The sequence below is a fragment of the Mesorhizobium calcicola genome, from assembly GCF_042682105.1.
GTDB classification, from domain to species: domain Bacteria; phylum Pseudomonadota; class Alphaproteobacteria; order Rhizobiales; family Rhizobiaceae; genus Mesorhizobium; species Mesorhizobium calcicola.
Window position 1 is genome coordinate 212,807 of sequence record NZ_JBHUGY010000003.1, and the last position, 23,458, is coordinate 236,264.

Here is a 23,458-nt window from a genome sequence, read left to right on the forward strand (position 1 = left end):
GAGATCAAGGCCTTGCGAGCCGTCGCGTGATGGTTCGGATGTGCGCGACGAGGACCCAGGCAGTCGCACTTTCGACGGTCGTCTCAAAATCCTTGGCGAGCCTGCGACACCGACCGAGCCAGGCGAACGTGCGCTCGACGATCCGCTGCACAATGTTGCGTGGAACTGGTTGTCCGGCTTGGCGGTTTCTGGCCGGCTGAGCCATCGAGTGGCGGAACCCTGAAGACGATCTCTACCTGCGTGTTGTCGATTTCGACCCGGCGGACCACGGTACGGATGATCTGCTGCGTTCCGATCCTGTCAAGGCCGGCGAGCCCTGCTTTCACCTTGGCTGAGAAATCTTCCAGACGGTTGATCAGGAGTGAGAGCTCGTGTTCGTTCTCGGCCACGTCGACCGCTGCCTGGTGCCGCACCTGAAGCTGAGAAAGGCGTTGTTTCAGACCCGCGATCCGCGGTTCGAATTCCGCCTTGTCGATGATGCCCTCGGCATAGCTGTCGATCAGCCGACCGATGCCGCGACGCAAGGTGGCCATTTGTCGTTCGAGGCGGGCGATCTCCTCCGGCTCACGGACTTCGTCACGGGCCGCAAGGAGGCGGCGACGGTATTCCTCGGCCATGCGGCGCGGATCCTCCAGGAGACCTTTGACTTGATCCCACACCGCTTCTTCCAGGTGATCGCCGCGCACCTGCGGGTTGTCGCAAACGGGGTGGCCGCTGAAGCGATAACCGTCCGTACCGATACAGCGATAGTAGCGCAGCGTGTCCGTCGGGTCGTATTTGCGGGCGCGAGGTGCGCGCTTGCCATAATAGGCGTAGCCGCAACGCCGGCACACCGCGAGGCCCTGCAGCAGCCAGTCCGAGCTCGGCGTGCGTTGGCGCTTGCGCTTCCGGTTCTCCTCAAGCTGAGCATGGACCGCCTCGAATTCGGTCGGATCGACGAGCGGGGGAACAGGAATTTCGATCCACTCTTCAGGCGGTACGGGAACGCGCGAAGTGGCGTGCGGCGAGGGTTGTGAGTGGCCGCGGATCGGCCGCAACCGCGGTCGTGGCGGCACGTAGCGGGCTCGCCCGAAAGCGGCCCGTCCGATATAGGCGGGATTGGCGAGCATGCCGCGGATCGTGGAGGCGTACCAATGCGTCGTTCCTGTCCGCGTCCGGCAGCCGATCTGCTCGAGCCGGCGGCATACCCCTCGCAAGCTCATGCGATCCAGGCCGACCCATGCGAAAATCAGTCGAACAATGTGTGCCTCCTCCTCCACGACCTCAAAGCGTGCCAGGCCGCCACTCTGGTCGCGGCTCACATAACGGTAGCCGAAGGGAGCACCCGTCAGCGCGCTGACGGAGCCGGAGCGTGCCGCGTGACGGCGACCACGCCGGCTCCGCTCGAGGATTTTGGCCCGTTCATATTCGGCGATCACACCCTGAACCTGAAGCAATAGATCATCCTCGGCCGTGCCACCAATGGGGCGGTTGAGGAACACGATCTCCACACCGGTACGACGAAACTCGTCGATCAGCAGCGCCTGATGGGCATAGCGGCGGGCGAGCCGATCGGGGGCGTGGACATAGAGACGGTCGACTTGGCCACCGGCAACCGCATCCCTCAGCCGTTCCAGCGCCGGTCGAAGCAATGTCGAACCACTGTAGCCGTCATCCACGTAGCTGTAACCTGGCTCAAGCATGAAGCCGTCGGTGGCAATGCGTTCCTGCAACGCAATCACCTGACTTGCAATCGTGTTATCGCGCGCCTGCGCCTCGCTCGACACCCGCGCATAGAGCGCACATTGCGTCTCGGTCATTGCTCACCTCCCGATCTCGTCATCGCTTTCGTCACCTTCGATGAGGGGTCCGCTCGACGCTTCTGCCGTTGCTTCGTGCGCCGTATCGTCGGCACAAGATGGGCGTAGGCCTCGAGCAGATGTTGGGGGCCGGTTCTTGTCGCTTCGAACGACACCTGCATGCGCAGCACAGGGCGATCCTTGCGCCGGACCATGTGCGCCTCCATCGGCCGGCTCGCAGCTCGGCCGTCGATGGCGCATTAAATCCCCAGTTGGCTCTGATTCGGCCGCGACAAATCGACTCGCATCCCAACCGCGGCGAACCTCAACAAGCGACCGCATACGGCGTGGACGCTCAATGCGCACCGACCACTCGAAACCAAACTTGGCAACATTGTACAGCGGACCACGACCCATCGACGGGGCAGAACCTCGAAGCCCTTTGCGTGATCGGATCACTTGATGATTTCGAGCGACCATCGTCCTATCCTCGCCAGCGCGCCGCGCAACTTGTCGCCGGCATAACCGCCGTTGGCGAAGACATGGCGCAGCCATGGATAGAGCCGACGGATCGAGGCAAGCACGAGCGGTCCGCCATCGCGATCCTGAACATCGGCGCTATGGACGACGAGGCCCACCAAATTTCCGTACGTGTCCGTCACGATGTGGCGCTTGCGTCCCTTGATCTTCTTTCCGGCGTCGTAACCGCGCGGGCCGCCTCTCTCCGTGGTTTTCACCGACTGACTTCTCTATTCGGCGGTTTGAAGTCAAGCGCCTTCTAGCTCTTTTCCACTTCACCGGCATTGGACGTCTTTCGCGGGCCTTGCTTCTCTCCGGGATTGGCGCGCTGGCCCTACCCTTTATGGGGATAAAGAAGAATGGGGTGGAACAATCTGTCGAGCGCCTTGATTGCCGATGATGGGCAATCCAGGCAAGCCAGTCGGCGAACTCACCTCATCCTCGTCCCGCGAAGGACATCTTTCCACCGGTAGGTGGAAACTGGTGTCGTCCCCGTCTATCGGGGGGGGCGATGTTTATCAATTTTTCAGCCCGCGACCGGCATGATTTCCGTCCTGGTCCAGCGGAACTGTGTGCCGTCGCTCCAGATGCGATGCATGATCACCGCCAGCCGGCGGGCGAGCGCCACGATGGCTTTCCCCTGGCCGCGCCGCTTGGCGACGCCCATCGCCCAGGCCTTCAGCCAGGACCATTTCGTCACCCGCGTCAGCAGGGTCTGCGCGGCCTCGTAGAGCAACGTTCGCATCATGCCGTCGCCGCATAACGAGATCCCGCCCACCCGGCGGCTTTCGCCCGATTCATGGAGCGCCGGCGTCAGGCCCAAAATCGGACCGACCGCCTTGGAGTTGCGGAAGCGAGCCGGGATATCGATCGTCGCGGTGTAGGCCAGCGACACGACGGGGCCGACACCAGGGATCGACATCAGCCGACGGCAAACCTCATCATCCCGGACGATCGCCAGAAGCTTGAGGTGCAGGACGGCAAAATTCTGACGCAAATTGCGGCGCGCGTCGAGCAGCGGTTCGACGATCTCGGCCAGCTCGGGCATGCCTTCGGTGAGATCGCGGATCTGCTCCTCAAACTTGACCGCACCGACCTTGCCAACCTTGAGCCCGAAGTTGCGCAACAGCCCGCGGATGTCGTTCTCGATGGCAATCGCCTTTTCCTTTAAGAGCTTGCGCGCCGTCAGCAGCGCCCGACGCTTCTGGCTCGTCAGGGTCTTGACATGCACCGGGCGGAACAGATTGACCCGCATCATCTGCGCGATCCCGCGCGCATCATTGCGGTCGGTCTTGTTCGGCTGCGCCTTCAGGAATGCTTTGACGTGACGCGTCTCAATGCAAACCACTGGCAAGCCGGCTTTGGCAAGACCCTCGAACAGCCATTGCGACAACGGTCCGGCTTCAAGCCCCACGCGTTCCAACCGCCAGGCGGGATCCTTCAGCACCCGCGCAAGATCCTCGGGATGGCTCGGCACCTTCACCTCGCGGCACACCGTGCCTGTTTCCTCGACGATGCAAATTGCGGTCTCTTTCACCGAGACGTCCAATCCTGCATAATGGTTCATGCTGCGCTTCTCCTTCCTGATGCTTGTGGCTGTTCCAGGGAACCGACCACGTTTTATCATCAGCTCGAAGCGCAGCACCTTAATGGCATCACCGCCAAAAGATGAGGCTCAAGCCGAATACCCCATCTGTCGATGACGCCCGCCGTGGGGCTCGCCCCGCGCCCGGCCTTTTCACGCGCCGCCATGACCAGCGCGTGGCTGATCGCGGCGAATGTTCCAGTGCGCGACCATTCGTAGAAATAGCCCTGCACAGTCGAATATGGCGGAAACTCCCTGGGCAATTGCCGCCATTGGCAGCCGGTCGAGGCCATGTAGAGGATCGCGTTCACCACCGATCGCAAATCTGTTTCGCGCGGCCGCCCGATCGGCGATGGCGCCGGCATGAAGGGCTCCAACAACGCCCATTCCGCGTCAGTCAGATCGCTTGCATATCGAAGCCCGTCGCGGCGATAGTGTCGCCGAGTGAACCTCGAGCTGTACCATTGTAAGCCGCCATAGTTCTTCGTAGGCCTGATCTGTCCTATAAGCCGCGTGCGCTGCCAGAGTGACATTTGGAGCGGTCAAAAGCGGGCTATCATATGGAAGGGGCTCCGTTGGATATACGTCCAGCGCCGCATAACCTATCTGACCTGAATAAAGCGCCTCGAGCATAAGGTGCTCGGTAACGAGTTCGGCGCGCGCTGTATTGACGAAAATGAAGCCGGGTTTAGCCATGCCGAGGAGACGCTCGTCAACGATGCCCCGCGTGTGCTCGTTCAGTCCAAGATGAAGGGAGATGAAGTCGGCATCCCAGAACGCATTCTCGATGTGTGGGTCGAAATATGGGAGGTCGCGCGAAGAGCGATTCCACCCAACCACCTTCATGCCCAGCGCGAGCGCCATCGACGCGAAAGTCCCGCCAACCTCGCCAAGACCGATAACACCCACCTTCGATCCGGAAAGTTGCCGGCCCTTGCGCGGATCCCAAATATTGTCGCGAAGGTCGCGATCCATGCGCACGATGTCGCGGGCCGCGGTAAACATCAACGCCATGGCATGTTCGGCGACTGCCTTGTTGCCGTAGCCGGGTGTCGCACGAACATGAATGCCAAGCCGCTCCGCTTCTTCCAGATCGACATAGGTACCGGCGCCCGTGCCCATAAAAACGATAGCTTTCAGAGCCGCTGATGAACGTAGAATCTGGTTCGGTATCACCGTGTGCTCGACCAACACGATCTCTGCGTCGCCGGTCAAGTCTATCAGATCGTCATTCGACGGATTTTTGTCGAAGACGCGGATGTTGTCCGGTATCGCGAGGTTGCGCCTGACCATGAGGTCACGCAGTTCGGGCGTGCAGTCAACGAAGACAACGCGCATGTTTCCTCCTACTCGGCCGCGCTTGGTAATTGGTCGGCCGCCGAATCCAAGCCGCCGATTTGCAGCGCCTTGGATTCCAGATGTTCGTCGATGCCGCAGCTTGATCCCTCGCGTCCAAGACCAGACTGTTTGACGCCGCGTTTGGTCGTGGCGTTCATCGGACTGTTCAAAGATTGGCAAATACGCTCTTCACCGCATCCGCCGTATTCGCCACGACGATGTCGGCCTCTTCGCGGGTCAGGCAAAGCGGCGGCGCGAAGCCGAGGATATCGCCTTGCGGCATCGCGCGGCCGATGACGCCGCGCTCCGCGAGAGCGGCCGAGACCTGCGGTCCGATCTTTTGCGAGGCGTCGAAGAACACACGATCATCCCGGTCGACGACGAATTCGACCGCCGCCAGCATGCCGTCGCCACGGACGTCACCGACATTTTTGTGACCGCCGACGGCCTTGGCCAGTTCGGCTCGGAAATAGGCGCCGGTCTCACGGGCGTTTGTCACAAGGTCCATCTCGTCGATCAGTTCGAGGTTGGCGACACCGGCAGCAACGCAGATCGGGTGCGCCGAATAGGTCCAGCCGTGGCCGAGCGAGCCGAGCTTGTCGGAGCCCTGCACCAGCACCTGCCAGACCTTGTCGGCAACGATGACGCCCGATAGCGGTGCATAGGCCGAGGTCAGGCCCTTGGCGATGGTGATCAGGTCCGGCTTGATGCCGTAATGGTCGGAGCCGAACATGGTGCCGAGACGGCCGAAGCCAGTCACCACCTCGTCGGCGACCAGCAGCACGTCGTACTTCTTCAGCACGCCCTGGATTTTTTCCCAGTAGCCGGCCGGCGGCGGCACGATCCCGCCTGTGCCGAGGATCGGCTCGCCGATGAAGGCGGCAATCGTCTCCGGCCCTTCGGCAAGGATCATTTCCTCGAGTCTGTCGGCGCAGTGTTGCGAGAACTGCTCCTCGCTCATCGAGCGGTCGGCGCGGCGGAAGTAATAGGGCGCCTCGGTGTGCAGGATCGGCGCGCGCGGCAGGTCGAAAGCGTTGTGGAAGAGATCGAGCCCGGTCAGCGATCCGGTCATCACGCCGGAGCCGTGATAGCCGCGCCAGCGCGAGATGATCTTCTTCTTCTCCGGCCGGCCCAGTACGTTGTTGTAATACCAGATCAGCTTGATGTTGGTTTCGTTGGCATCCGAACCGGAGAGGCCGAAATAGACGCGGCTCATCCCTTTCGGTGCGCGGTCGATGATCATCTTGGCCAGCGTGATCGAGGCCTCGGTGCCGTGGCCGACATAGGCGTGGTAATAGGCGAGGTTCTTGGCCTGGGCGGCGATGGCATCTGATATCTTCTGGCGGCCATAACCGACATTGACGCAATAGAGGCCGGCAAAGGCATCGATGCTCTTCCTGCCATTGTTGTCCCAGACGGTGACGCCCTCGCCGCCGGCCATGATGCGGGTCGGGCTCTCACCGCGCGCGTGCGTGCCCATATGCGTCGAGGGATGGAAGAAGTGGTCGCGATCCCAGGCGGCGAGTTCGTTGGATTGGTCGAGCATTTTTTGACTCCTTGAGGAAAGGGCGGACGAACCTATGCGACGTCCAGGCAGAGATATTTGAGATCGGTGAAGGCTTCGAGCCCGTGGCGCGATCCTTCGCGGCCGATGCCGGATTGCTTGACGCCGCCGAACGGGATTGGCGCACCCGTGATCTTGACGCGGTTGATCGCGACCATGCCGTAGTCGAGTGCGCGGCCCATGCGCTGCTGGCGGGCGCCGTTCTCGGTCACGACATAGGCGACCAGGCCATATTCGGTGGCGTTGGCGCGGGCAATCACCTCGGCCTCGCTGTCGAACGGCGTGACGGCGGCGACGGGGCCAAAGGTCTCTTCGCGCATGATCAGCGCTTCGTCGGCGACATCTACCAGCAGCGTCGGCTGGTAGAACAGCGATCCCGCCGCGTGAAGCTTGCCGCCGGCAAGGCAGCGCGCGCCGCGGGCGAGCGCATCGGCCACCTGTTCCTCGACCTTCTTGATGGCGCGCTCATGCATCAGCGGTCCGATTTCGGTCTCATCGGCAAGCCCATTGCCGGTTCGCAGCGTCTCGATGCGCCGCGCAAAGGCGGCGCAGAAACGGTCGTAAAGCGAGCGCTGCACATAGATGCGGTTGGCGGCGAGGCAGTCCTGGCCCGAGGTGGCGAATTTGGCGTCGAGCGCGATCGTCACTGCCTTTTCGATATCGGCGTCGTCGAAGACGATCAGCGGCGCGTGGCCGCCAAGCTCCATCACCAGCCGCTTCATCGTCGGCGCGCTCTGTGCGGCGATCAGCCTGCCGATTTCTGTCGAGCCGGTGAAGCTCATGGCGCGAACGCGCGGGTCCTCGCACATCCGACCGACAATGATGGAAGCCTTTCCGGTAACGACGTTGAAGACGCCGGCGGGCAGCCCGGCGCGCTCGCCAAGCTCGGCCAGCGCCAGCGCGGACAGCGGCGTTTCCGAGGACGGATGCGCGACAATGGTGCAGCCGGCGGCGAGTGCTGCCGCCGCCTTGCGGGTCAACATCGCCGACGGAAAGTTCCATGGCGTGACGATGCCGACGACGCCGATCGGTTCGCGCCGCACCATCATCTCGGCCCCGGGCAGGTGGCTGGTGACGCTTTCGGCATTGAGGCGTTTGGCTTCTTCGGCGTGACGGCGCGCAATGGCTTGCCGATGCGCGTCAGATGCTCGACTTCAACCTGAAGCGCCTCGCGCACAGAGCACGGTCCGGAAAGCTCGAAGGTGTTCGTCTTGAGGCCGGGACGTTGATCGTGACGCCAACGGCTGGCGAGGTTCCGGCGGGCGCCGAGGAACTGAACGCCGAGATCAGCGACATGTATCCGTTGGTCGAGGTGCCGGACCTCCTGAGGGAGGTGCATGAATGGACCGGCTTTGCGGATTTCTTCACGCATGTTCGCACCGGCGACGTCCCAAGAAATGTCTCGGCCATGCTGGCCGGCGTGCTGGCCGATGCTACCAACCTCGGTCCGAAGCGAATGGCGAGCGCAGCCAAAGGGATCAGCGCTCACCAGATCGGCTGGATGCGCACGTTCCACGCTCGATCGGAGACCTATCGCGCGGCGCAAGCATGTATCACCGATGCACACACCCGGCATCCGCATTCTCGACTTTGGGGCAACGGAACAACCTCGTCGTCCGACGGCCAATTCTTCCGCACGAGCGACCGAGCCGCAAAGCGCGGCGACATCAATTTGCATTACGGCAGCGAACCCGGATCGAAATTCTACAGCCACCTTTCCGATCAGTATGGCTACTTCAGCATTCTGCCCATCAGTCCGACCGAAAGCGAGGCGGCCTATGTGCTCGATGGGCTATTCGATCAGGACACAATCCTCGACATCCAGGAACACTTTACCGATACGGGCGGCGCGAGTGATCACGTCTTTGGGCTGTTCGTTCTGATCGGCAAACGGTTCGCACCGCGACTGCGCAATCTCAAAGATCGGAAGTTCCACACGTTCCAGAAAAGCGATGCATATCCGGCGCTGTCGAACCACATCGGGGCGCCGATCAACACCACCCTGATCCTCGAACACTGGGATGATCTGCTTCATCTGGCGGCGTCGATCACCACCCGTGCCGTTGTACCCTCGACGATCTTGAAGAAGCTCTCGGCAGCACCGAAGGAAAGCCAACTGGCCAAGGCTCTTCGGGAACTCGGCCGCATCGAGCGGTCGCTGTTCATGATCGAGTGGTACTCGAGCTCGACATTGCGTCGGCGCTGCCAAGCCGGTCTCAACAAGGGCGAGGCAGCGCACAAACTCAAACGCGCCGTCTTCTTCCACGAGCGTGGCGAAATCCGCGACCGGTCGTTCGAAAGTCAAGCATTCCGCGCATCGGGCCTCAACCTCGTCGTCAGTGCGATCGTCCATTGGAACACGGTCTATATCGAACGGGCCGTCACCCACTTACGCAAAATGCATCGCGAGATTCCGGATCACCTGCTCAAGCACGTATCGCCGCTGAGTTGGGAACACATCAATCTGACCGGCATCTACACCTGGGATGCAGAACATCAGATGCCTGAAGGCTTCCGGTCGCTCAGACTTTCGGCTCGGCTACGTCACGCTGCATGACGTTCATGCTCCGTTCGGCCTTAGCGTGTCGCGCCTTTATCAACCAAAGACAGCATTTGTGTTGAGATCATTGCCTTTTCGTGCGAAACTTTCGCATGAGCTAAGGAGACGCAAATGCCTGAGACATTGATCGAATTGCTATCTGGCATCCGCACTGTCGAGGACATGGTCGCAGCCTTCAGCGATGAGGACCATTGCCGGCGGTTATTGGAGGGCATGGTATGGCCGGATGGTCGGGTCTGCTCGGCCTGTGGCTACAAGCGTTCGATCGCCATAGCCGGCCGGGACATGGGAAAACGCCGCGCCCGGCCTGGACTGTATCAATGCTCGAGCGGCGATTGCCGGTTCCAGTTCACGGTGACGACGCACACGCCTCTGCATTCCACAAAGTTGCCGCTGCGCACATGGCTGAAGGCGATGTGGTTGCTGCTGCAATCGGACAAGGGCCTGTCCTCGGTGCGGCTGGCGGAAACTCTTGGGGTGAGCCAACCGACCGCCTGGCGAATAGGCCACGCGTTGCGTCTCATGGTGGCGCGGGAAAACATGTTGGCCGGCACGGTGGAGATCGACCACTTCCATCTCGACGGCAGGCCAAGGAAGCGGCCCGACGAGCCGCCGCCGGGACGTGGCCGCAAAGGTCAGGCAAACACGGAGAAAACAACGGTTCTCGGCATGGTGCAGCGGCCCGCGGACAGGGTTCCCGGCACGCTTGCTGGCGATGCGCGCGCCGCGGTCGTCACCGGTCTCTCATTGCGAGCGGCAGAACGTGCGATCGAAACGCAGGTCTCGCCGGAGGCCCGTTTGATGAGCGATGAAGCGAAAGCATTCATGGCGATCGGCGAGGGCTTTACAGACCACGAGACGGTCAATCACTCCAGCCGCGAATATGTTCGCGACGCGGTTCACGTCAATTCGGTGGAAGGCTTCAATTCCCGGATCCGCCGCACTATCGCGGGAGTGTTTCATCACATCAGTCCACAGCATGCCGACCTCTATTTCCACGAGATGGGTTTCCGCTGGTCCCAGCGCATCGTTACCGGTCAGGCGGTCAGGAAGACACGGCGTGGCCGCCAGGTCGTGCGAACTCTTTGGTCACGTGTGTCGCCAGCGCTGCAATTGATGCAGGTCTTCCGATTCGCTACCGGGCGTCAGATGCGCCGAAGCCCGGATGGCGGAATCACCATCAAATCAGCAGTAGCTGTCTTTGGTTGATAAAGGCGGCGTGTCGCTGGGAACAGTTCTTGTTCCCCATATTCCAGCCGGTTTGGCTAACAGGGAGGGCGACGACGATGTCGTTGAGGCCCAGGTGTCGTGAGCGGGCGTTGTCGCGTTGCGACCACAGAGACAGTTGATGACTCAGGAGCAGGACGACTGGTCGTGCGGCAGCCGGTGATCGGGATCGTGAACCGCGACATGATCGCCGTCGACAAGATTGGCCGGAAAGATCACCAGATTGGTGCCGCCGGCGTGACGCAGCGACGGGAACAGGATGCCGCGAAGCCCGGCAGTGATGATCAGGTCCGCGAGCTTCCACGATGGCGGGATCTTCTTGTCAATGCGAGCGGCCTGGCGCCAGGCACAATCCCATTCCTGCCAGGCGCCGTCCCAGACGTTTGGGTCGAACCCTTGCGAAAGGTCGGCCACCTCGCCGAGCGTGATCTTGTAGGCGGCAAGCGTTGCCGGCGGGACGATGCTGGCGCCCTGCTTGTATTCGTCAAGAGCCGTCTGCGTCGAACGGGACAGATAGAGCGCTTCGACGCCTGGCCGGTTGAAACGTCCGCCGTCGATCGCTGCTCCCGCGCCACTGGTGGGCAGGAAAGCCATTTGGGTGTCAGATAGCGATGGAAGATCTCGTCCGGCCCGACGCGGGTGACCTTCACCCGCGCGCCCCGTTCTCGAGATCCCGGATGAAGGCCAGGACTGCTTCGACTTGGCCGTCCGCGACGAGTTCGGCCGCCGTGCGGTGGCCATAGTCCGCGATGGGCTCGTTGCGATACCAGTAGATCGCCTTGTCAACATTGCCGGTGAGTTCCGTCGCCGCCGAGATCACTTTCACCATCTCGCGCATCCGACCCTGCAGGCGTTCCGATGAGGGATTGCGGAGCGTGTTGCGATGAACCCCGGTCAACTGTGCCAGATTGGCCACCTTCACGCCAAGCGCCTGCGACAGGCGCTTTGGCGAGATATAAGGCGTACGCGGCTCCTGAAGGCTGTCGACAAACCCTGAGACCACTTTCGATTGTGCGAGCTGTGCGTGGGTCATGACAAATCTCCGACCTCCTCATAGGCACAATATATGCACATTCCAACGCATAGCAAGTGAACAGTGGCTTGGCGCCTTCCGGCGACCTGTTTGTCCTTCCTCATCCTGGTAGCGGTTTCCGGCTGACGGCAGCAATGCGCGCCAATCGGGCATTGAGGCTCCGAGATGGAGCCCGCGAAAGCAGACACTCACTTTCGAATTTGTCGAAGTGCAGGAGGAAGCCAAGTCGCCGCAGAAAACCTGCGGTATCCGCCGAAAAACATCGCTTCGCCCTCGATTGACTTCCGGCGTGACTAAGTAGCGACCAGTTCGGCGATTTTGGCGGCGACTTCCGCCATCGACTCTTCGGCAGTATTCAGCCCGGCTCGGGAGGCTAACAGGAGGCTGACCTGCTCAAGCTCTTCATAGGTCGTTCCGTGTACAACCGGGACGAGCCGCTCTCGCCGGAGTAGCGCCGAAAGCTCTTTGTCTGCGATGCCTTCTGCCGGGAGGCGTCGCAACATAGCTGGGGTCACCAAAACGATACCGACGCGCGAATTCACCAAGCCCTTGTCGATCGCCCGCATCATCGGCACCCCGAGGCCAAGGTCTTTCTCGCTGAACCACACGCGAACACCGCGCGCTTCGAGCAGATCATGCAGTTCCTTAGCGGATCCCTGCCTGTCATCCCACGCGTGACAGAGAAACACGTCTCGAAGGTCAGGCTGCGACGCCGCTAGGTTCTCAACGTTCTCGCGAACCGGCGTGAGCGCCTGCACTTGTTCAGGCGTGTACCACACAGCCGAACCGGCTCCCGACCAGCGCGGCTTTGAGGTGCGGCGCCCCGACCCGCCGCTGCTCCTTGAGGAGGAGTATGAAGGGGACGAGTATGATCCGGAGCTGCTATAGCCGCTGCCGTACCCGCGGTAACCGCTATAGCGGCCATAGCGGCTCCCGCATGCAGGACAGTCGGCTGCGGCAGCCGATGAGCGATGGCCCCTTACTGGTGCAGTGCATCTAGCCATGTCTTTTCTTCTCCTTCACCAATCCGCAGCTCGCTGAGCCAACGCATTCAGGGTCGGTATGTGAACATCCCCGATCGCAGGGCCGCATCTCAGGGGGCATTGCTTTGCCTGCCCTCCTGCGCGATTCTCTGTCATCAGAATATGCTCGGAGTGAGCAGCTACCGTGTCAAGGTACTTCCCCGTTCTCAGATGATTGAAGCAGTTGCAAAGCGGGTGAGCTCTGATGATATTGCGAGAAGGTTTGGGACTTCGTCTGATCTCGTTGACTACCGCCTAAAGCGCCTGGTCTCTGGCGGGATCATGTGGGGAAGAAGGTCACACTGGCGCGTAGGTCGTCCAACCTTATCGGACCCCAACATCATGTCCGCTGTCCCTGAGGCCTGAGCTGGAAGCCGACCTTCAGCTTCCGGCCCTAAGGCGGCCGTCATCGCAAGTGATTGCTTGAGCAAGGTTCGCTTTGACGGTCAGTAAAAGACGGCAGTCAAATACGCCACTAAACGTCCGCTCCCGCTCGAACTGGAAATACTTCTGGGCGAGTTCTCAAAAGAACTCATCCCAGCTATGCTCAGAACCGGAGGGCGGGGCAAACGGGATGAGGTTGCCGTTTCATTGGACGATGGCAGTCGCCTTGGCGACAGTGCTGAGTGTTGCAGGCACCGCAGCTGCCCAGGATTCCCGATATTCTGCGCGACAGGTTCAACAGGCCCTTGCTGAACATGGGTACAATCTCGGGACCGCGGACGGAATTTGGGGACGTCGGTCCATCAGTGCACTCAAGGCTTTCCAGAAGGCGAGCAATCTTCCTCAGACTGGTACTTTGGACCAAGCGACGTCAGCGGCGCTTTTTCCGCAGCCGCAGGCGACGCGTGACCCGTTGGCACCCATAGCCGCGGATGTGCACCCGTCGCCTTGGGAGCAGCCTGGTGTTCCGACGAAGACAACTCCACAGACAAGTAACGGGGAAGCCGGGCAAGCTGGTAGCGATGTCCACCCGGCGCCGCCTTTGCCGGCGCACACCGAGGGGGCTTCAGCCAAATCCGATCGTTTGGCGCCGGAGCCCAACAAGGTCAGAGAGGGGCCAACCACCCCAACGCCGCGTTTGACCTATTTGGGCCTGCTAGGGATCGCAGCCGCGTTCTTCTTCCTGCGGAGACGCCGAAGAAATTCAGCCGCGGAGTCGGTTCCAACGGCATCCGAAAGCAAGCGCAGCGAACCTGAACGCATTCCCAACCGGTCGGCCAGAACCGATAGGCATCGCCTCCATGTCCCGACCGTTCGCATGGTTCCGGCCAACAATGCTGCTGGAAGACAGCCAGTCGAGCAAAAGCCGGTCATGCCTGCGGAAATTGCGGCTTCTCTCGCGGCACACAACGCCGCCGTCCACGATTTCATCCGTCAGAGACGAGCGATCCGACTGCCCAAATCAAGGGCCAATCCTTCAGCCGGGCAGCCGTCCGTTCCCGCAAAAACGGGTTGGCAAAGCATTGAAACCACCAAGGTCATTCCGGCAACGACTACAAACGAGGGATCGCTCGCATCGCACAATGCTCAGATAACGGAATCCATTCGACAACGCGGTCCTGTTCTCATTCCCCCTACGGCCCCAACGGATCAGACGCAGCCGTTGGGTTCCGAAAGCAAGGACAGCCAACTTGATAGCGGTCTCGACCAATCGGCCAGAAGCAACAGGCACCGCTTGGTTCGGAACGATCCAAGCGTTCCAGCCGATATTGTAGTTGGAAGACAACCGGTCGAACAGAAACATGCATTGCCATCAGATATTGCGACTTCTGTCGCGGCACATAATAGAGCTGTCGACGACTTCATCAGACAACGCGGAGCCATTAGATCATCCAAACCAGTGCCCGATCCTTCAGCCGCTTCCGCAGAAGCGGATTGGCAACGCATTGAGAACACCAAGGTCGCCCCCGCAGCGCCAACAACCGTAGCATCGCCCGCATCGGATAATGCTCAGGTTTCGGATCCCATTCGGCAGCGCGGCCCTATTCTTGTTCCCAACACGGCCCGGACGGACCACCCGCGGTGGTTCGACCGGCTACCCGCAGTGCGAGCGAGCCCTGCCGCGCGCCAATCGGCACATTGGATTCCTGCGAATACGGCAGCAATGGTGGGAAGCCATAACATTTCCGGCGGCATGATCTACGTAGGTGAGTATCTGCCGAGGCAGGGCAGTTCAATCGACGCGGAAAACTGCCTGATCGACCCAAGATTGTCCGTGGGCGCTCACGGCGATCCACTGGGTCAGACGATGGGCTACTGGCCGTCCTACTCGCGCATTTCGCCCGCGGCGCGAAAATCCTATCTGGACTGGCTCGCCGGATCGCGATCCGATCCCGACGCCTATATCGGATACGTGTTCCTCTATTTCTATGGTCTCGAACGCCGCCTCATGCTGGAGGAAAGCCCGCCCGACGCCGATGGTGTCGTTGTCGAGGTTCGCCGACTATTGCAGGTGTATGGAGGGAATGGTTCGTTCAAACGTTATGCTGGTGAGTTGCTTTCGGCTTACCAGCTGAAATCGGCTCAGTTGCCGGAAAAGCTTGATGTGGAGGTCGAGGAAAATAGCTACGAGATCCCGATAATGCTGAAGGTCGCCCTGGGGATGCGGGTGCGCAGCGGAGAGGCGATCGAGTCGGACCTTTTGTTGGCTTACGTTTTTGCCGACCCCGAAACGAGGGTGCGAACGCCGGCGCGACGGGCACAGACTCTCTTGCGAGAGCTGTTCGCGGAAGCGGTGGAGAAGCAATATCCAAATGGCGTGCGCGTTTCGGCCGCCGGAGTGCGAAAACTGAAGGTCAACTACCGTGCCTGCAGCGGGACGTTCGATCTTGCAATCCGCCCCTTTGGCGGTGACCTCCCGGACATCACAAACCGCAGCGAACCGATAGGCGGTGCACGTCGCATCTTCGACGACTGCACGGATCGGCTCGACAACTACAGCCGCATGCTCGGCCGTTCGGAGGGACTGAGGCCTAGCCTTGCGGCTGTGGCTCAGCTGCCCGTGGGTTTGCGCTTGAAGTATGCTGAAGAGCTTCCTGGTCAGCCTTTGAGCCGGCTCCAGGAACTGGTGAGCGATGGTGCTCTGGTATCCATTCAGCAACTCGCCCAATTGGCCGGGATCGAGCCTGACAAAATTGCCACGCGGGCCAAGCAGAAGGAACTGTCGGGAATTCTGGCCGCCCTCGGCTATGGCAACACCGCCGACCCTTGCTTTTCTCTGAAGTCCTCAAAGCCAGACGCACTGGCAATGGTCTTTGCCCTGGAGCGCGAAGCTGAAGCCGATCCCGAACCGGGCCAGCACTACCGCCCCATGCAACTGTCAATCATGCTCGGCATGGTGATTGCGTTCGCCGACGGTCTCCTCCACCCCCTGGAGGAACGCAGGCTTTTCGAGAGGATAGACGAGGCGCCCGGTCTTTCGAGGGACGAACGTGTCCGCCTCAAAGCCGAGCTCAAGGTCTGCGCAGCCGATGCCGGCCGCGTAGTGGACTGGACCAAACGCATAGGGGACGTGCCAGCGGGCCGCCGCGAAGATCTCGCCGATGAATTGGTGGCTGTAGCAGCCGCAGACGGAACCCTTCACGCGCGAGAAGTGTCGCAGCTCGAGAAGCTGTTCCGGCAGATGGGTCTGGACGAAAACTCGCTGTATTCGCGACTGCATGGCAGTGTCGCGCCGCAGAAAAGGCCGCGCGACGGAAATGATGATCTTCCCCTGGTTATCCCCGCCGGGATTCAGCCGCCCGGCATTCCGGTGTCGCCGGCGTCTGCTGGCGCGCCTGCGACGCGCGTCGACATCTCGCGTCTCGAAGCGATCCGATGCGAAACCCGCAGCACGTCCAGCGTCCTTGCCGATATCTTCGTGGACGAAGCAGAGCCGCCAATCGAGCTTCAGCCCGCGATCGAGGAAATCGAGACGTCCAATGGGGATGCGCGCTTCGACGGACTGGAGCGACGCTATGCGTGGCTTCTGTCGCAACTGATCGAGCAGGAAACCTGGACGGCTTCGGATTTTGAGCGTTTGGTGCGCAATGCCGACCTGATGCCGGGCGCGGCGAAGCAAATACTGAACGATTGGTCGCTCGACCGCTTCGACGAACTAGTCCTGGATGGCGAGGACCCTGTCATCGTCAACGCCAGCCTGTCTTCCGAGGCTACTCCCCAATCTCCGTCGCTTACCGTATCCGTCGAAGGAATGTCAGCATGACGACAAAACCCCCGCCTATCAAACCGAGAGATCGAGACACCATTATCAGCGCCTTGCGCGCCGGTGTCGTGCCGCGCATCGGTCTCCAGCATATTCAGGTGGGGCGCCAGCGCGAGATCGAAGCGCTGATCCAGGACATCGAGCGGATCAGCAAGGGCGGGTCGAGTATCCGTCTCGTCATCGGCGCCTATGGTGCCGGCAAGACCTTCTTCCTGTTTCTCATCAGGCAAATCGCACTTCAGCGCAAGCTCGCTGTCTGCCAGGCCGACCTTTCTCCGGATCGCCGCATCCACGCCACCGGCGGGCAGGCGCGCACGCTCTATGCCGAGCTCGTCACCAGCCTTGCGACCCGCACGGCACCAGACGGAGGCGCGCTCAGAAACATTCTGGAAAGTTACATACAAAAGGCATCCGAACGCGCTTCCTCAAACGGGACGACTATTGAAATCGCCATCAAGGAAGGCCTTGGCGATCTTCGCGAGATGGTCGGTGGCTATGATTTCGCAACCGTCATCGTTGCCTATGCGCGGGGCTATGAGGAAGGAAATAGCAATTTGCAGGACGCCGCGCTGCGTTGGTTGCGCGGCGAATACACGACCAAGACAGAGGCGCGAGGCGATCTGGGCGTCCGCACCATCATCGATGACGCGTCCTTCTACGATGGCCTGAGACTGCTCGCTCGCTTCACAAGGCTGGCTGGCTTCGGCGGCCTGTTGGTCTGCCTCGACGAACTCGTCAACCTCTACAAGCTGCAGAGCGCCCAAGCCCGCAAACAGAATTACGAACAGATCCTGCGCATCTTTAACGATGTCCTGCAGGGTACGACGCAGGGTATCGGTTTCATTCTGGGCGGCACACCGGAATTTCTGCTCGACACACGGCGCGGCCTTTACTCCTACGAGGCCTTGCAATCCCGCCTTGCCGGGAACAGTTTTGCCGGGAATGGCCTGGCCGACTATTCCGGACCGGTGGTCAATCTGCCGAACCTGACGCCGGAGGAACTCTACCATCTCCTGGAGCGGCTACGCGACGTCTTCGCGGCCGGCGATCAGGAAAAATGGCTGGTGCCGGACGCGGCACTCCATGCCTTTATGGACCATTGCGCCAACCGGATCGGCGAGGCTTATTTTCGGACTCCGCGTAACACGGTGAAAGCCTTTGTCGATCTGCTCGCGATCCTCCAGCAAAACCCCGGCACAGATTGGAAAGACATGCTCGGCACAATGGACGTCGCGGAAGATCGAGGCGGTGCAGGTGATCAGCCAATCGATGACGCCGAAGGCGGAGCGGACGACGAGCTTGCAACCCTCCGCATTTGACACGCTTTCCGAGCCCGTCAGGCGCTGGATTTGGCAGCGGAAATGGCCGTCGCTACGGGATGTCCAGGAAAAAGCTATTCCGGCCATACTCGCGGGCGGCGATGTCGTGATCTCCGCACGCACCGCCGCCGGCAAGACTGAAGCCGCCTTCCTGCCGTTGTTGACCCGGCATGCCGAGCATGCAGTCAGTGCCGATGGGTTCGCCATCCTCTATGTCAGCCCGTTGAAGGCGCTGATCAACGATCAGCACCGGCGGCTGGAAAGCCTGTGCGAAGGGAGCGGCGTCCTCCTGCACAAATGGCATGGCGACGTGTCGGCGGACGCCAAAACCCGTGCACGAAAGCGACCGTCGGGTGTCGTGCTAATCACCCCGGAATCGCTTGAGGCGTTGCTCGTCCGCAGGGGCGGGGAGGTTGCGCAGATGTTTTCGCGCCTCGATGCGGTGGTCATCGATGAGTTACATGCCTTCATTGGCACCGAGCGAGGCATGCAGCTGCAGTCGATCCTGAACAGGATCGAAGTGGCGACCGCGCGAGACCGCATCGATCGAATTGGGCTGTCGGCAACACTTGGCGACATGAGCCTGGCTGCCGAGGCGCTGCGGCCCGGCAAGGGCGCTAGCGTCACGATCGTGGAAGGCAAGGACGAGGGAAACGGGGTCCGTTTGCAGATCCGCGGTTACCTGCTGGACGGCACCGCTCCAGGCGATCTCACGGCTACCGCAGACGATAGCGATCCGCCGGGAAAGCCGCCCGAACCTTTTGAACAATCGACGGTCCCAGCGGCGCTTGCGTCCGACTTGTTTCGTCTGCTGCGCGGCCAGAGCAATCTGCTGTTTGCCGGATCTCGCGCCAATGTCGAGGTCTATGCCGACATGCTGCGTTCGATGTGCGACGAAGCGAGCTTTCCAAATGAGTTCTTCCCCCATCATGGCAATCTCGCAAGGGCCATGCGCGAGGAGGTCGAAGCGCGGCTTCGAGACGATCCGCGCCCGACCACTGCGGTCGCGACCACCACCTTGGAACTCGGAATCGACATTGGCGAGGTGGAGACAATCGCCCAGATCGGGCCGGGTTTTTCGGTTGCGTCACTTCGCCAGCGCCTCGGCCGATCCGGCCGCAGGGCCGGAAAGCCCGCAGCGCTGCGCATGTTCGTCATCGAGCCTCCCATTGGTAAGGGGCGACATCCAATCGACCGGCTTCGCCTGGATCTGGTTCAGTCGATTGCGATGGTTGAGTGCCTGCGGGCGGGATGGTGTGAGCCGCCATTGCCAGCTGGCCTGCATCTTTCAACGCTCCTCCATCAAGTGATGGCACTGATAGTGCAGACAGGGGGCGTAAGCCCGACGGTCGCCTGGAACCTGTTATGCGAGCGCGGCCCTTTCCAAGCCGTGGACAGGACGCTGTTTGCCGAATTGCTTCGGTGCATGGCTACGCCTGAAAACCGGTTGCTTGAGCAATCTCCGCAAGGCTTGCTCATGATCGGAGAGACCGGGGAAAAGATCACGGAATCGTACGAATTCTATGCTGTTTTCGCCACGGAACGAGAGTACCGCATCATTCACGATGCACGCACGCTCGGCACCTATCCGCTGAGTTCCCCGGTTGCACGTGGCGAAACCATCATTTTTGCGGGGCGCCGCTGGCAAGTCAGCGAAATCGACGATCGCGCTAGGGTCATCATGGTCAAGCCGACACGGGCGGGAAAACCACCGCATTTCAATGGCAAGGGGGCGGCCGTCCACGATCACGTGGTGGCAACAATGCGCGCGGTTCTCGCATCCGATGAGGCGTACCCTTATCTCGATCCTGCCGCCAACCGGCTGCTGGATGAGGCGCGCAGTTCTTTCCTCGACCTGCAGCTGGATAGCCGTTCAATCATAGCGCATGGGGAGGGCGTCCTGATTTTCCCCTGGGTCGGAACCAGGAAATTACAGACGCTAACCCTGGCATTGCTGTCGCGCGAGTTCAAAGCATCGCATCTCGGGCATGGGATTGAACTTCAGGAATGCGAGGCCGAGAAAACCGTCGAAACTCTGCAGGACATAGCTGATTCGCCGGCGCCAGACGGTAAAGAACTTGCTGCACGACTGGCGCAACCGGCATTGGCAAAGTTCGACACGTTCCTGAGCGATCACCTGATGACATTGGTCACAATGGCGGAAAGAATCAGCGCCAAGGACTTGCCACTGATCGCCGCCAACGCACTGGGAATCGATACGACGCATGAAGTCTCATAACCGCCGGGATCGGTTGCTCGCACTCGGCGCTGGCAGCCTTTCGCATATGTCGAAGGCTGCCAGAGCGGACGCATCGGCAATTGACCGGGTTCTGCGTGCGCCAATTGCCGCCACTCAGCGGCACACAAGAGCGTCTCGTTTGGGGGCCGGAAGGGGAATGGCAGGTTTCGCGAGATCAACCTGGGAAGCTGCCTTCGACGAATAGACAAGCGGTTCCTTTTCGCAGCTTTTGAGTCGCTCAATTACCGAAGCTCCCAACCACGAGCCCTCGCTGGCTACAAAATATACATGAAGGGATCTATGCAGGCACGGCTTAGTCCCGATGGTTAAAACGAGTGAGACAGTTTTTGATCCGCCCAAACTGAGCGACGTCCAATCGATGGCTGTCCCTTTCAATCGCGGCTAGATAGTCGCGCCCGCGCGGAGTTCCGCTCAATCGACGCAACGTCTCGCTTTGGATACCTGCGGCAAGCGACGTGAGAAGCAGATCCGCCGGAGGCCACGACGAATACAGATAGGCGTCGACCAACTCGTGTCGCGCCGGTTTGGCGCGGTCCCAGTCGATGAAGATGCTGAGTGGTAGCGCCAGAAGAGCGGGTAATCGTTTGAAATCTTCTTCACCCGTCGATCTGAGGAGCTCGGCGTACACTGGCGGAAACGCCACACCGATAAGGGCACTGACCGGCCAGTCTCGCTTTCCCATCGCGAACGGTAGCGTGGGCAACGAAGCACGAAGCTGCATGTTGGGAGAGACTTTTCCCGACTCTCTCAGGATGGCGGCCCAAGCATTGTAGCCGGCTTCGCACAAGTTCTCGCCATACCGATGGATTAATCTCTCGCAGAGATCCTCGATGGCCGCGGCGGCCATACGACGGACGGGTTCGGATACCGTGCTCAGCAGCACAAGGTTTGCAGCCACCCGCTGCGTGGGTGCGCCATTTGGCGTCGCCAGAAGCACTAGTTGCCGAGGCGATACGATGCCGTGCGAATCCTCGACCACGGACGCGACTCGCGCGTCGCCCGGATCCGCTTGGGCCAACGCCCGAGCGAGCAATTCCAAAACGAATTTATCCCGCTGCTCAGACGCAAGGAAAGGCAGCACGGCTCGACCGATGTCCAGATAGCGATCGACGAGCAGGTCGCTCGAGCTACCTACACGGATCACCTGTTCCGCCGAGCCGGCTGGGTCCTCCATCAACAGCGCGAGAATACGATCTCTGTTTGTCGGATCGCGAAGAACCGAGACGAGCGCCTTCGATGATGCATTTTCGAGGAGTCGGCGCAGCAGCTCGACGGCTCTCGTTTTTTCCACTTCGCCGTCGAGCCATGCGAGGTCCGCAGCGGACAGATCCAAGGTCCACAGCAAAAAGCGATTGGCGTCCGCGCCGCGGAAGTTGGACACGATCGAAGCGCGAAGCGCGTTGAGCGATTCCGCATTCCGCGCGGCGTTCGCCATCGGTTCGTCGAACGCTGCGATACCGAAGCCAGTCTGCTTCCCGATCGCTACGGCAAAGCTCGCCAGATCGTCTCCGGATACGCCGTCGAGGGCTGCCACCATCATCGGCGCCTGGGCTTCCGTTTTCATCCACGCGGGAATCCTTCGGAGAAGATCCGCTCTCTCCTGCGAGCTCATCACACCGATCGCAGCCGTCGTTGCGGGCACCCATCCCGAAGCATCCGCCGCGCACCTTTCCCAGACTTCCCGCGCGTACGCATTGCTGCGCGAAATCATGACCGATGACAGGTCGGGAGGTAGCTGCAACAGGAAGTCCGAGGTCTCATCGTCGAAGTGCTGCTCACCGAGACCGTCGGCTATTCCCGCGACGATCGGAATTACAGGATCGCGACCGGCTTCGATTTCCGACCGAAGATACGACAACGCACGATGCGGCGAACGCCTGGTCAGATCCTTTGCCAAACGGGACAGACCGAGGTCGTCCAGCATTCCAATGTCGAAGTTCGCGACCTTGGCCGAAAGTGTCGCGAGGAAACGTAAGGCTTCGGCTTCGTCCGGCTCACTGACGGCGATCCGAGCCGCTCCTTGAACGACGTCCTGAAATCGGCTGCTGTCGAATTGAGGCCATGCACGGGAATTGAGGATATCCAACATGCCGAGAACGGCGGACGGCGTCGTACGCGACTTCGCAGCCAAGTCCTTCCACATCAACGCCAGTCTCAAGACGCCCTCGTCGCCCCTCCGGTCCGCTCGCAGCGCACCGAGCGTGTCGATCGTCCGTAGATCTGGATTCTCGGCGTCGAATATCTTTTCGGAGACCAAACGAGACCACGGATGCCGTTCCGACTTGGATCCGGCGTCGATGCGTCGGCCGCTCCAGTCGGAGAACCGAGCGCGTGCACCTCTCGGTGCGAAGATGAGGTCGAACGGTCGTCCCTCGATCTTGCGCGGCGCCAGCGCATAGGTTGAGACGGAGAAGTTCTGCTTCAGCGCCGGCCAGAACGCGGCGAGAAGTCGCTCGACGATCAACTCAGCCTCCGCGCTGTCGAAGACGACGATAGGTTGACGGGGCTCGAAGAACAAAGCCTCGGCCAATTCCGCCCGCCGTGGATCGGAAACCGTTCGTATCAACGGGAAAGAATCTGCCGGTGCCAGTTTTGCTGGCTTCTCGTCGAACTCCACCGGCACCAGCAGGGGCAAGAGAGAGCGGATACCTTCCATCAATAGCCATTCCGCCATCGGAACGATCAGGCTTCGGGTGCGGACGCAACCGGACCTCGGTGCGCTGAGATCCTGCCACGTGCGGGCAACAACGTAATCGCTTCCGGTCGGTAACGGATACGCGGACAGATAGGGCCTGAATGTTTCGCCCGGCCGCAATTGGCCACCGATGTCGGAAAGACGATCGATCAGATCCTGATCTTGACGCGGCAGACGCCTGGTCGACGCGATCAACTGATGGCCGCTTCGGTAGCCGTGGATCTGTTGGTCTATGAAGAGCGATTGCATCTAGCCCGCTTGATGCACGGCGATCGGCTTTCGGCGGCCTGCATGGCGATCTGGCCGCCCTCGGAGTGCATTTTGACAAGCCTCGTCGGGCGCCGGCGATGA

General features: G+C 60.9%; 13 protein-coding genes and 6 pseudogenes. 6 read left to right on the forward strand and 13 right to left on the reverse strand.

Features of this window, described 5'->3' with window-relative positions; genetic code table 11:
• Window positions 1-4 precede the first annotated feature (4 nt).
• The 9 genes and pseudogenes from ACFSQT_RS02260 to ACFSQT_RS02300 all read right to left on the reverse strand — a co-directional run.
• Window positions 5-142, reverse strand: a pseudogene (locus ACFSQT_RS02260) (IS5/IS1182 family transposase); the annotation flags it as partial.
• Complete coding sequence (locus ACFSQT_RS02265; RefSeq protein ID WP_379016813.1) at window positions 84-1,799, reverse strand: recombinase family protein; 1,716 nt, start codon at window positions 1,797-1,799, stop codon at window positions 84-86. The gene ACFSQT_RS02265 and the pseudogene ACFSQT_RS02260, both read right to left, overlap by 59 nt.
• Before the next feature lie 437 nt (window positions 1,800-2,236).
• Window positions 2,237-2,524: pseudogene (locus ACFSQT_RS02270) on the reverse strand (transposase); the annotation flags it as partial.
• 299 nt (window positions 2,525-2,823) lie between these two features.
• A complete protein-coding gene (locus tag ACFSQT_RS02275; RefSeq protein WP_379016815.1) occupies window positions 2,824-3,864 on the reverse strand; it encodes an IS110 family RNA-guided transposase in 1,041 nt (346 codons plus the stop codon).
• A gap of 113 nt (window positions 3,865-3,977) precedes the next feature.
• Window positions 3,978-4,379 (reverse strand): annotated as a pseudogene (locus ACFSQT_RS02280) (transposase); the annotation flags it as partial.
• On the reverse strand, window positions 4,276-5,220 hold the full coding sequence (locus tag ACFSQT_RS02285) for an NAD(P)-dependent oxidoreductase (protein WP_379016816.1): 945 nt from the start codon (window positions 5,218-5,220) through the stop codon (window positions 4,276-4,278). The gene ACFSQT_RS02285 and the pseudogene ACFSQT_RS02280, both read right to left, overlap by 104 nt.
• 8 nt (window positions 5,221-5,228) lie before the next feature.
• The gene (locus ACFSQT_RS02290; RefSeq protein WP_379016893.1) at window positions 5,229-5,378 is read right to left on the reverse strand and encodes a hypothetical protein; all 150 of its coding nucleotides are present in this window, start codon (window positions 5,376-5,378) and stop codon (window positions 5,229-5,231) included.
• 8 nt (window positions 5,379-5,386) lie between these two features.
• Window positions 5,387-6,766, reverse strand: a complete 1,380-nt coding sequence (locus ACFSQT_RS02295) for an aspartate aminotransferase family protein (protein ID WP_379016818.1) — start codon at window positions 6,764-6,766, stop codon at window positions 5,387-5,389.
• Between the two features lie 32 nt (window positions 6,767-6,798).
• Window positions 6,799-7,896 (reverse strand): annotated as a pseudogene (locus ACFSQT_RS02300) (NAD-dependent succinate-semialdehyde dehydrogenase); the annotation flags it as partial.
• On the opposite strand from ACFSQT_RS02300, the pseudogene ACFSQT_RS02305 reads away from it, so the two are divergent.
• A pseudogene (locus ACFSQT_RS02305) lies at window positions 7,896-9,341 on the forward strand (Tn3 family transposase); the annotation flags it as partial. The pseudogenes ACFSQT_RS02300 and ACFSQT_RS02305 sit on opposite strands and share 1 nt — an antisense overlap.
• 165 nt (window positions 9,342-9,506) lie before the next feature.
• A complete protein-coding gene (locus ACFSQT_RS02310; RefSeq protein WP_465264321.1) occupies window positions 9,507-10,553 on the forward strand; it encodes an IS1595 family transposase in 1,047 nt (348 codons plus the stop codon).
• A gap of 144 nt (window positions 10,554-10,697) precedes the next feature.
• Here the strand turns inward: ACFSQT_RS02310 and ACFSQT_RS02315 are convergent, their stop codons facing one another.
• From ACFSQT_RS02315 to ACFSQT_RS02325, 3 genes are all read right to left on the reverse strand, one after another.
• On the reverse strand, window positions 10,698-11,165 hold the full coding sequence (locus ACFSQT_RS02315; protein ID WP_379016820.1) for an RES family NAD+ phosphorylase: 468 nt from the start codon (window positions 11,163-11,165) through the stop codon (window positions 10,698-10,700).
• Between the two features lie 52 nt (window positions 11,166-11,217).
• Complete coding sequence (locus ACFSQT_RS02320; protein ID WP_127221768.1) at window positions 11,218-11,604, reverse strand: hypothetical protein; 387 nt, start codon at window positions 11,602-11,604, stop codon at window positions 11,218-11,220.
• Between the two features lie 293 nt (window positions 11,605-11,897).
• On the reverse strand, window positions 11,898-12,383 hold the full coding sequence (locus ACFSQT_RS02325) for a toll/interleukin-1 receptor domain-containing protein (protein WP_309486639.1): 486 nt from the start codon (window positions 12,381-12,383) through the stop codon (window positions 11,898-11,900).
• Between the two features lie 841 nt (window positions 12,384-13,224).
• Between ACFSQT_RS02325 and ACFSQT_RS02330 the strand changes: the two are divergent.
• The 4 genes and pseudogenes from ACFSQT_RS02330 to ACFSQT_RS02345 form a co-directional block, all read left to right on the forward strand.
• Window positions 13,225-13,440, forward strand: a pseudogene (locus ACFSQT_RS02330) (peptidoglycan-binding domain-containing protein); the annotation flags it as partial.
• Window positions 13,441-14,733: 1,293 nt separating this feature from the next.
• Window positions 14,734-16,833, forward strand: coding sequence for a tellurite resistance TerB family protein (locus ACFSQT_RS02335; RefSeq protein WP_379016880.1), 2,100 nt, complete (start codon window positions 14,734-14,736; stop codon window positions 16,831-16,833).
• Window positions 16,830-18,152 carry an ATP-binding protein gene (locus ACFSQT_RS02340; RefSeq protein ID WP_379016823.1) on the forward strand — a complete coding sequence of 441 codons (1,323 nt, stop codon included), beginning with the start codon at window positions 16,830-16,832 and terminating at the stop codon, window positions 18,150-18,152. Before ACFSQT_RS02335 ends, ACFSQT_RS02340 begins: the two co-directional genes overlap by 4 nt.
• Window positions 18,082-20,391 carry a DEAD/DEAH box helicase gene (locus ACFSQT_RS02345; protein WP_379016824.1) on the forward strand — a complete coding sequence of 770 codons (2,310 nt, stop codon included), beginning with the start codon at window positions 18,082-18,084 and terminating at the stop codon, window positions 20,389-20,391. Before ACFSQT_RS02340 ends, ACFSQT_RS02345 begins: the two co-directional genes overlap by 71 nt.
• Before the next feature lie 313 nt (window positions 20,392-20,704).
• Here ACFSQT_RS02345 and ACFSQT_RS02350 read toward each other — a convergent pair whose 3' ends face one another.
• Window positions 20,705-23,356 (reverse strand): GAP1-N1 domain-containing protein, encoded by a 2,652-nt coding sequence (locus ACFSQT_RS02350; RefSeq protein WP_379016825.1) that lies wholly within the window; start codon window positions 23,354-23,356, stop codon window positions 20,705-20,707.
• Window positions 23,357-23,458: the final 102 nt, after the last annotated feature.

What these genes read in the sequence shown, in the direction of transcription:
- ACFSQT_RS02265 (WP_379016813.1), bottom strand. Translation starts at nt 1,799, where the DNA reads ATGACCGAGACGCAATGTGCGCTCTATGCGCGGGTGTCGAGCGAGGCG.
- ACFSQT_RS02275 (WP_379016815.1), bottom strand. Translation starts at nt 3,864, where the DNA reads ATGAACCATTATGCAGGATTGGACGTCTCGGTGAAAGAGACCGCAATT.
- ACFSQT_RS02285 (WP_379016816.1), bottom strand. Translation starts at nt 5,220, where the DNA reads ATGCGCGTTGTCTTCGTTGACTGCACGCCCGAACTGCGTGACCTCATG.
- ACFSQT_RS02290 (WP_379016893.1), bottom strand. Translation starts at nt 5,378, where the DNA reads ATGAACGCCACGACCAAACGCGGCGTCAAACAGTCTGGTCTTGGACGC.
- ACFSQT_RS02295 (WP_379016818.1), bottom strand. Translation starts at nt 6,766, where the DNA reads ATGCTCGACCAATCCAACGAACTCGCCGCCTGGGATCGCGACCACTTC.
- ACFSQT_RS02310 (WP_465264321.1), top strand. Translation starts at nt 9,507, where the DNA reads ATGGTCGCAGCCTTCAGCGATGAGGACCATTGCCGGCGGTTATTGGAG.
- ACFSQT_RS02315 (WP_379016820.1), bottom strand. Translation starts at nt 11,165, where the DNA reads ATGGCTTTCCTGCCCACCAGTGGCGCGGGAGCAGCGATCGACGGCGGA.
- ACFSQT_RS02320 (WP_127221768.1), bottom strand. Translation starts at nt 11,604, where the DNA reads ATGACCCACGCACAGCTCGCACAATCGAAAGTGGTCTCAGGGTTTGTC.
- ACFSQT_RS02335 (WP_379016880.1), top strand. Translation starts at nt 14,734, where the DNA reads ATGGTGGGAAGCCATAACATTTCCGGCGGCATGATCTACGTAGGTGAG.
- ACFSQT_RS02340 (WP_379016823.1), top strand. Translation starts at nt 16,830, where the DNA reads ATGACGACAAAACCCCCGCCTATCAAACCGAGAGATCGAGACACCATT.
- ACFSQT_RS02350 (WP_379016825.1), bottom strand. Translation starts at nt 23,356, where the DNA reads ATGCAATCGCTCTTCATAGACCAACAGATCCACGGCTACCGAAGCGGC.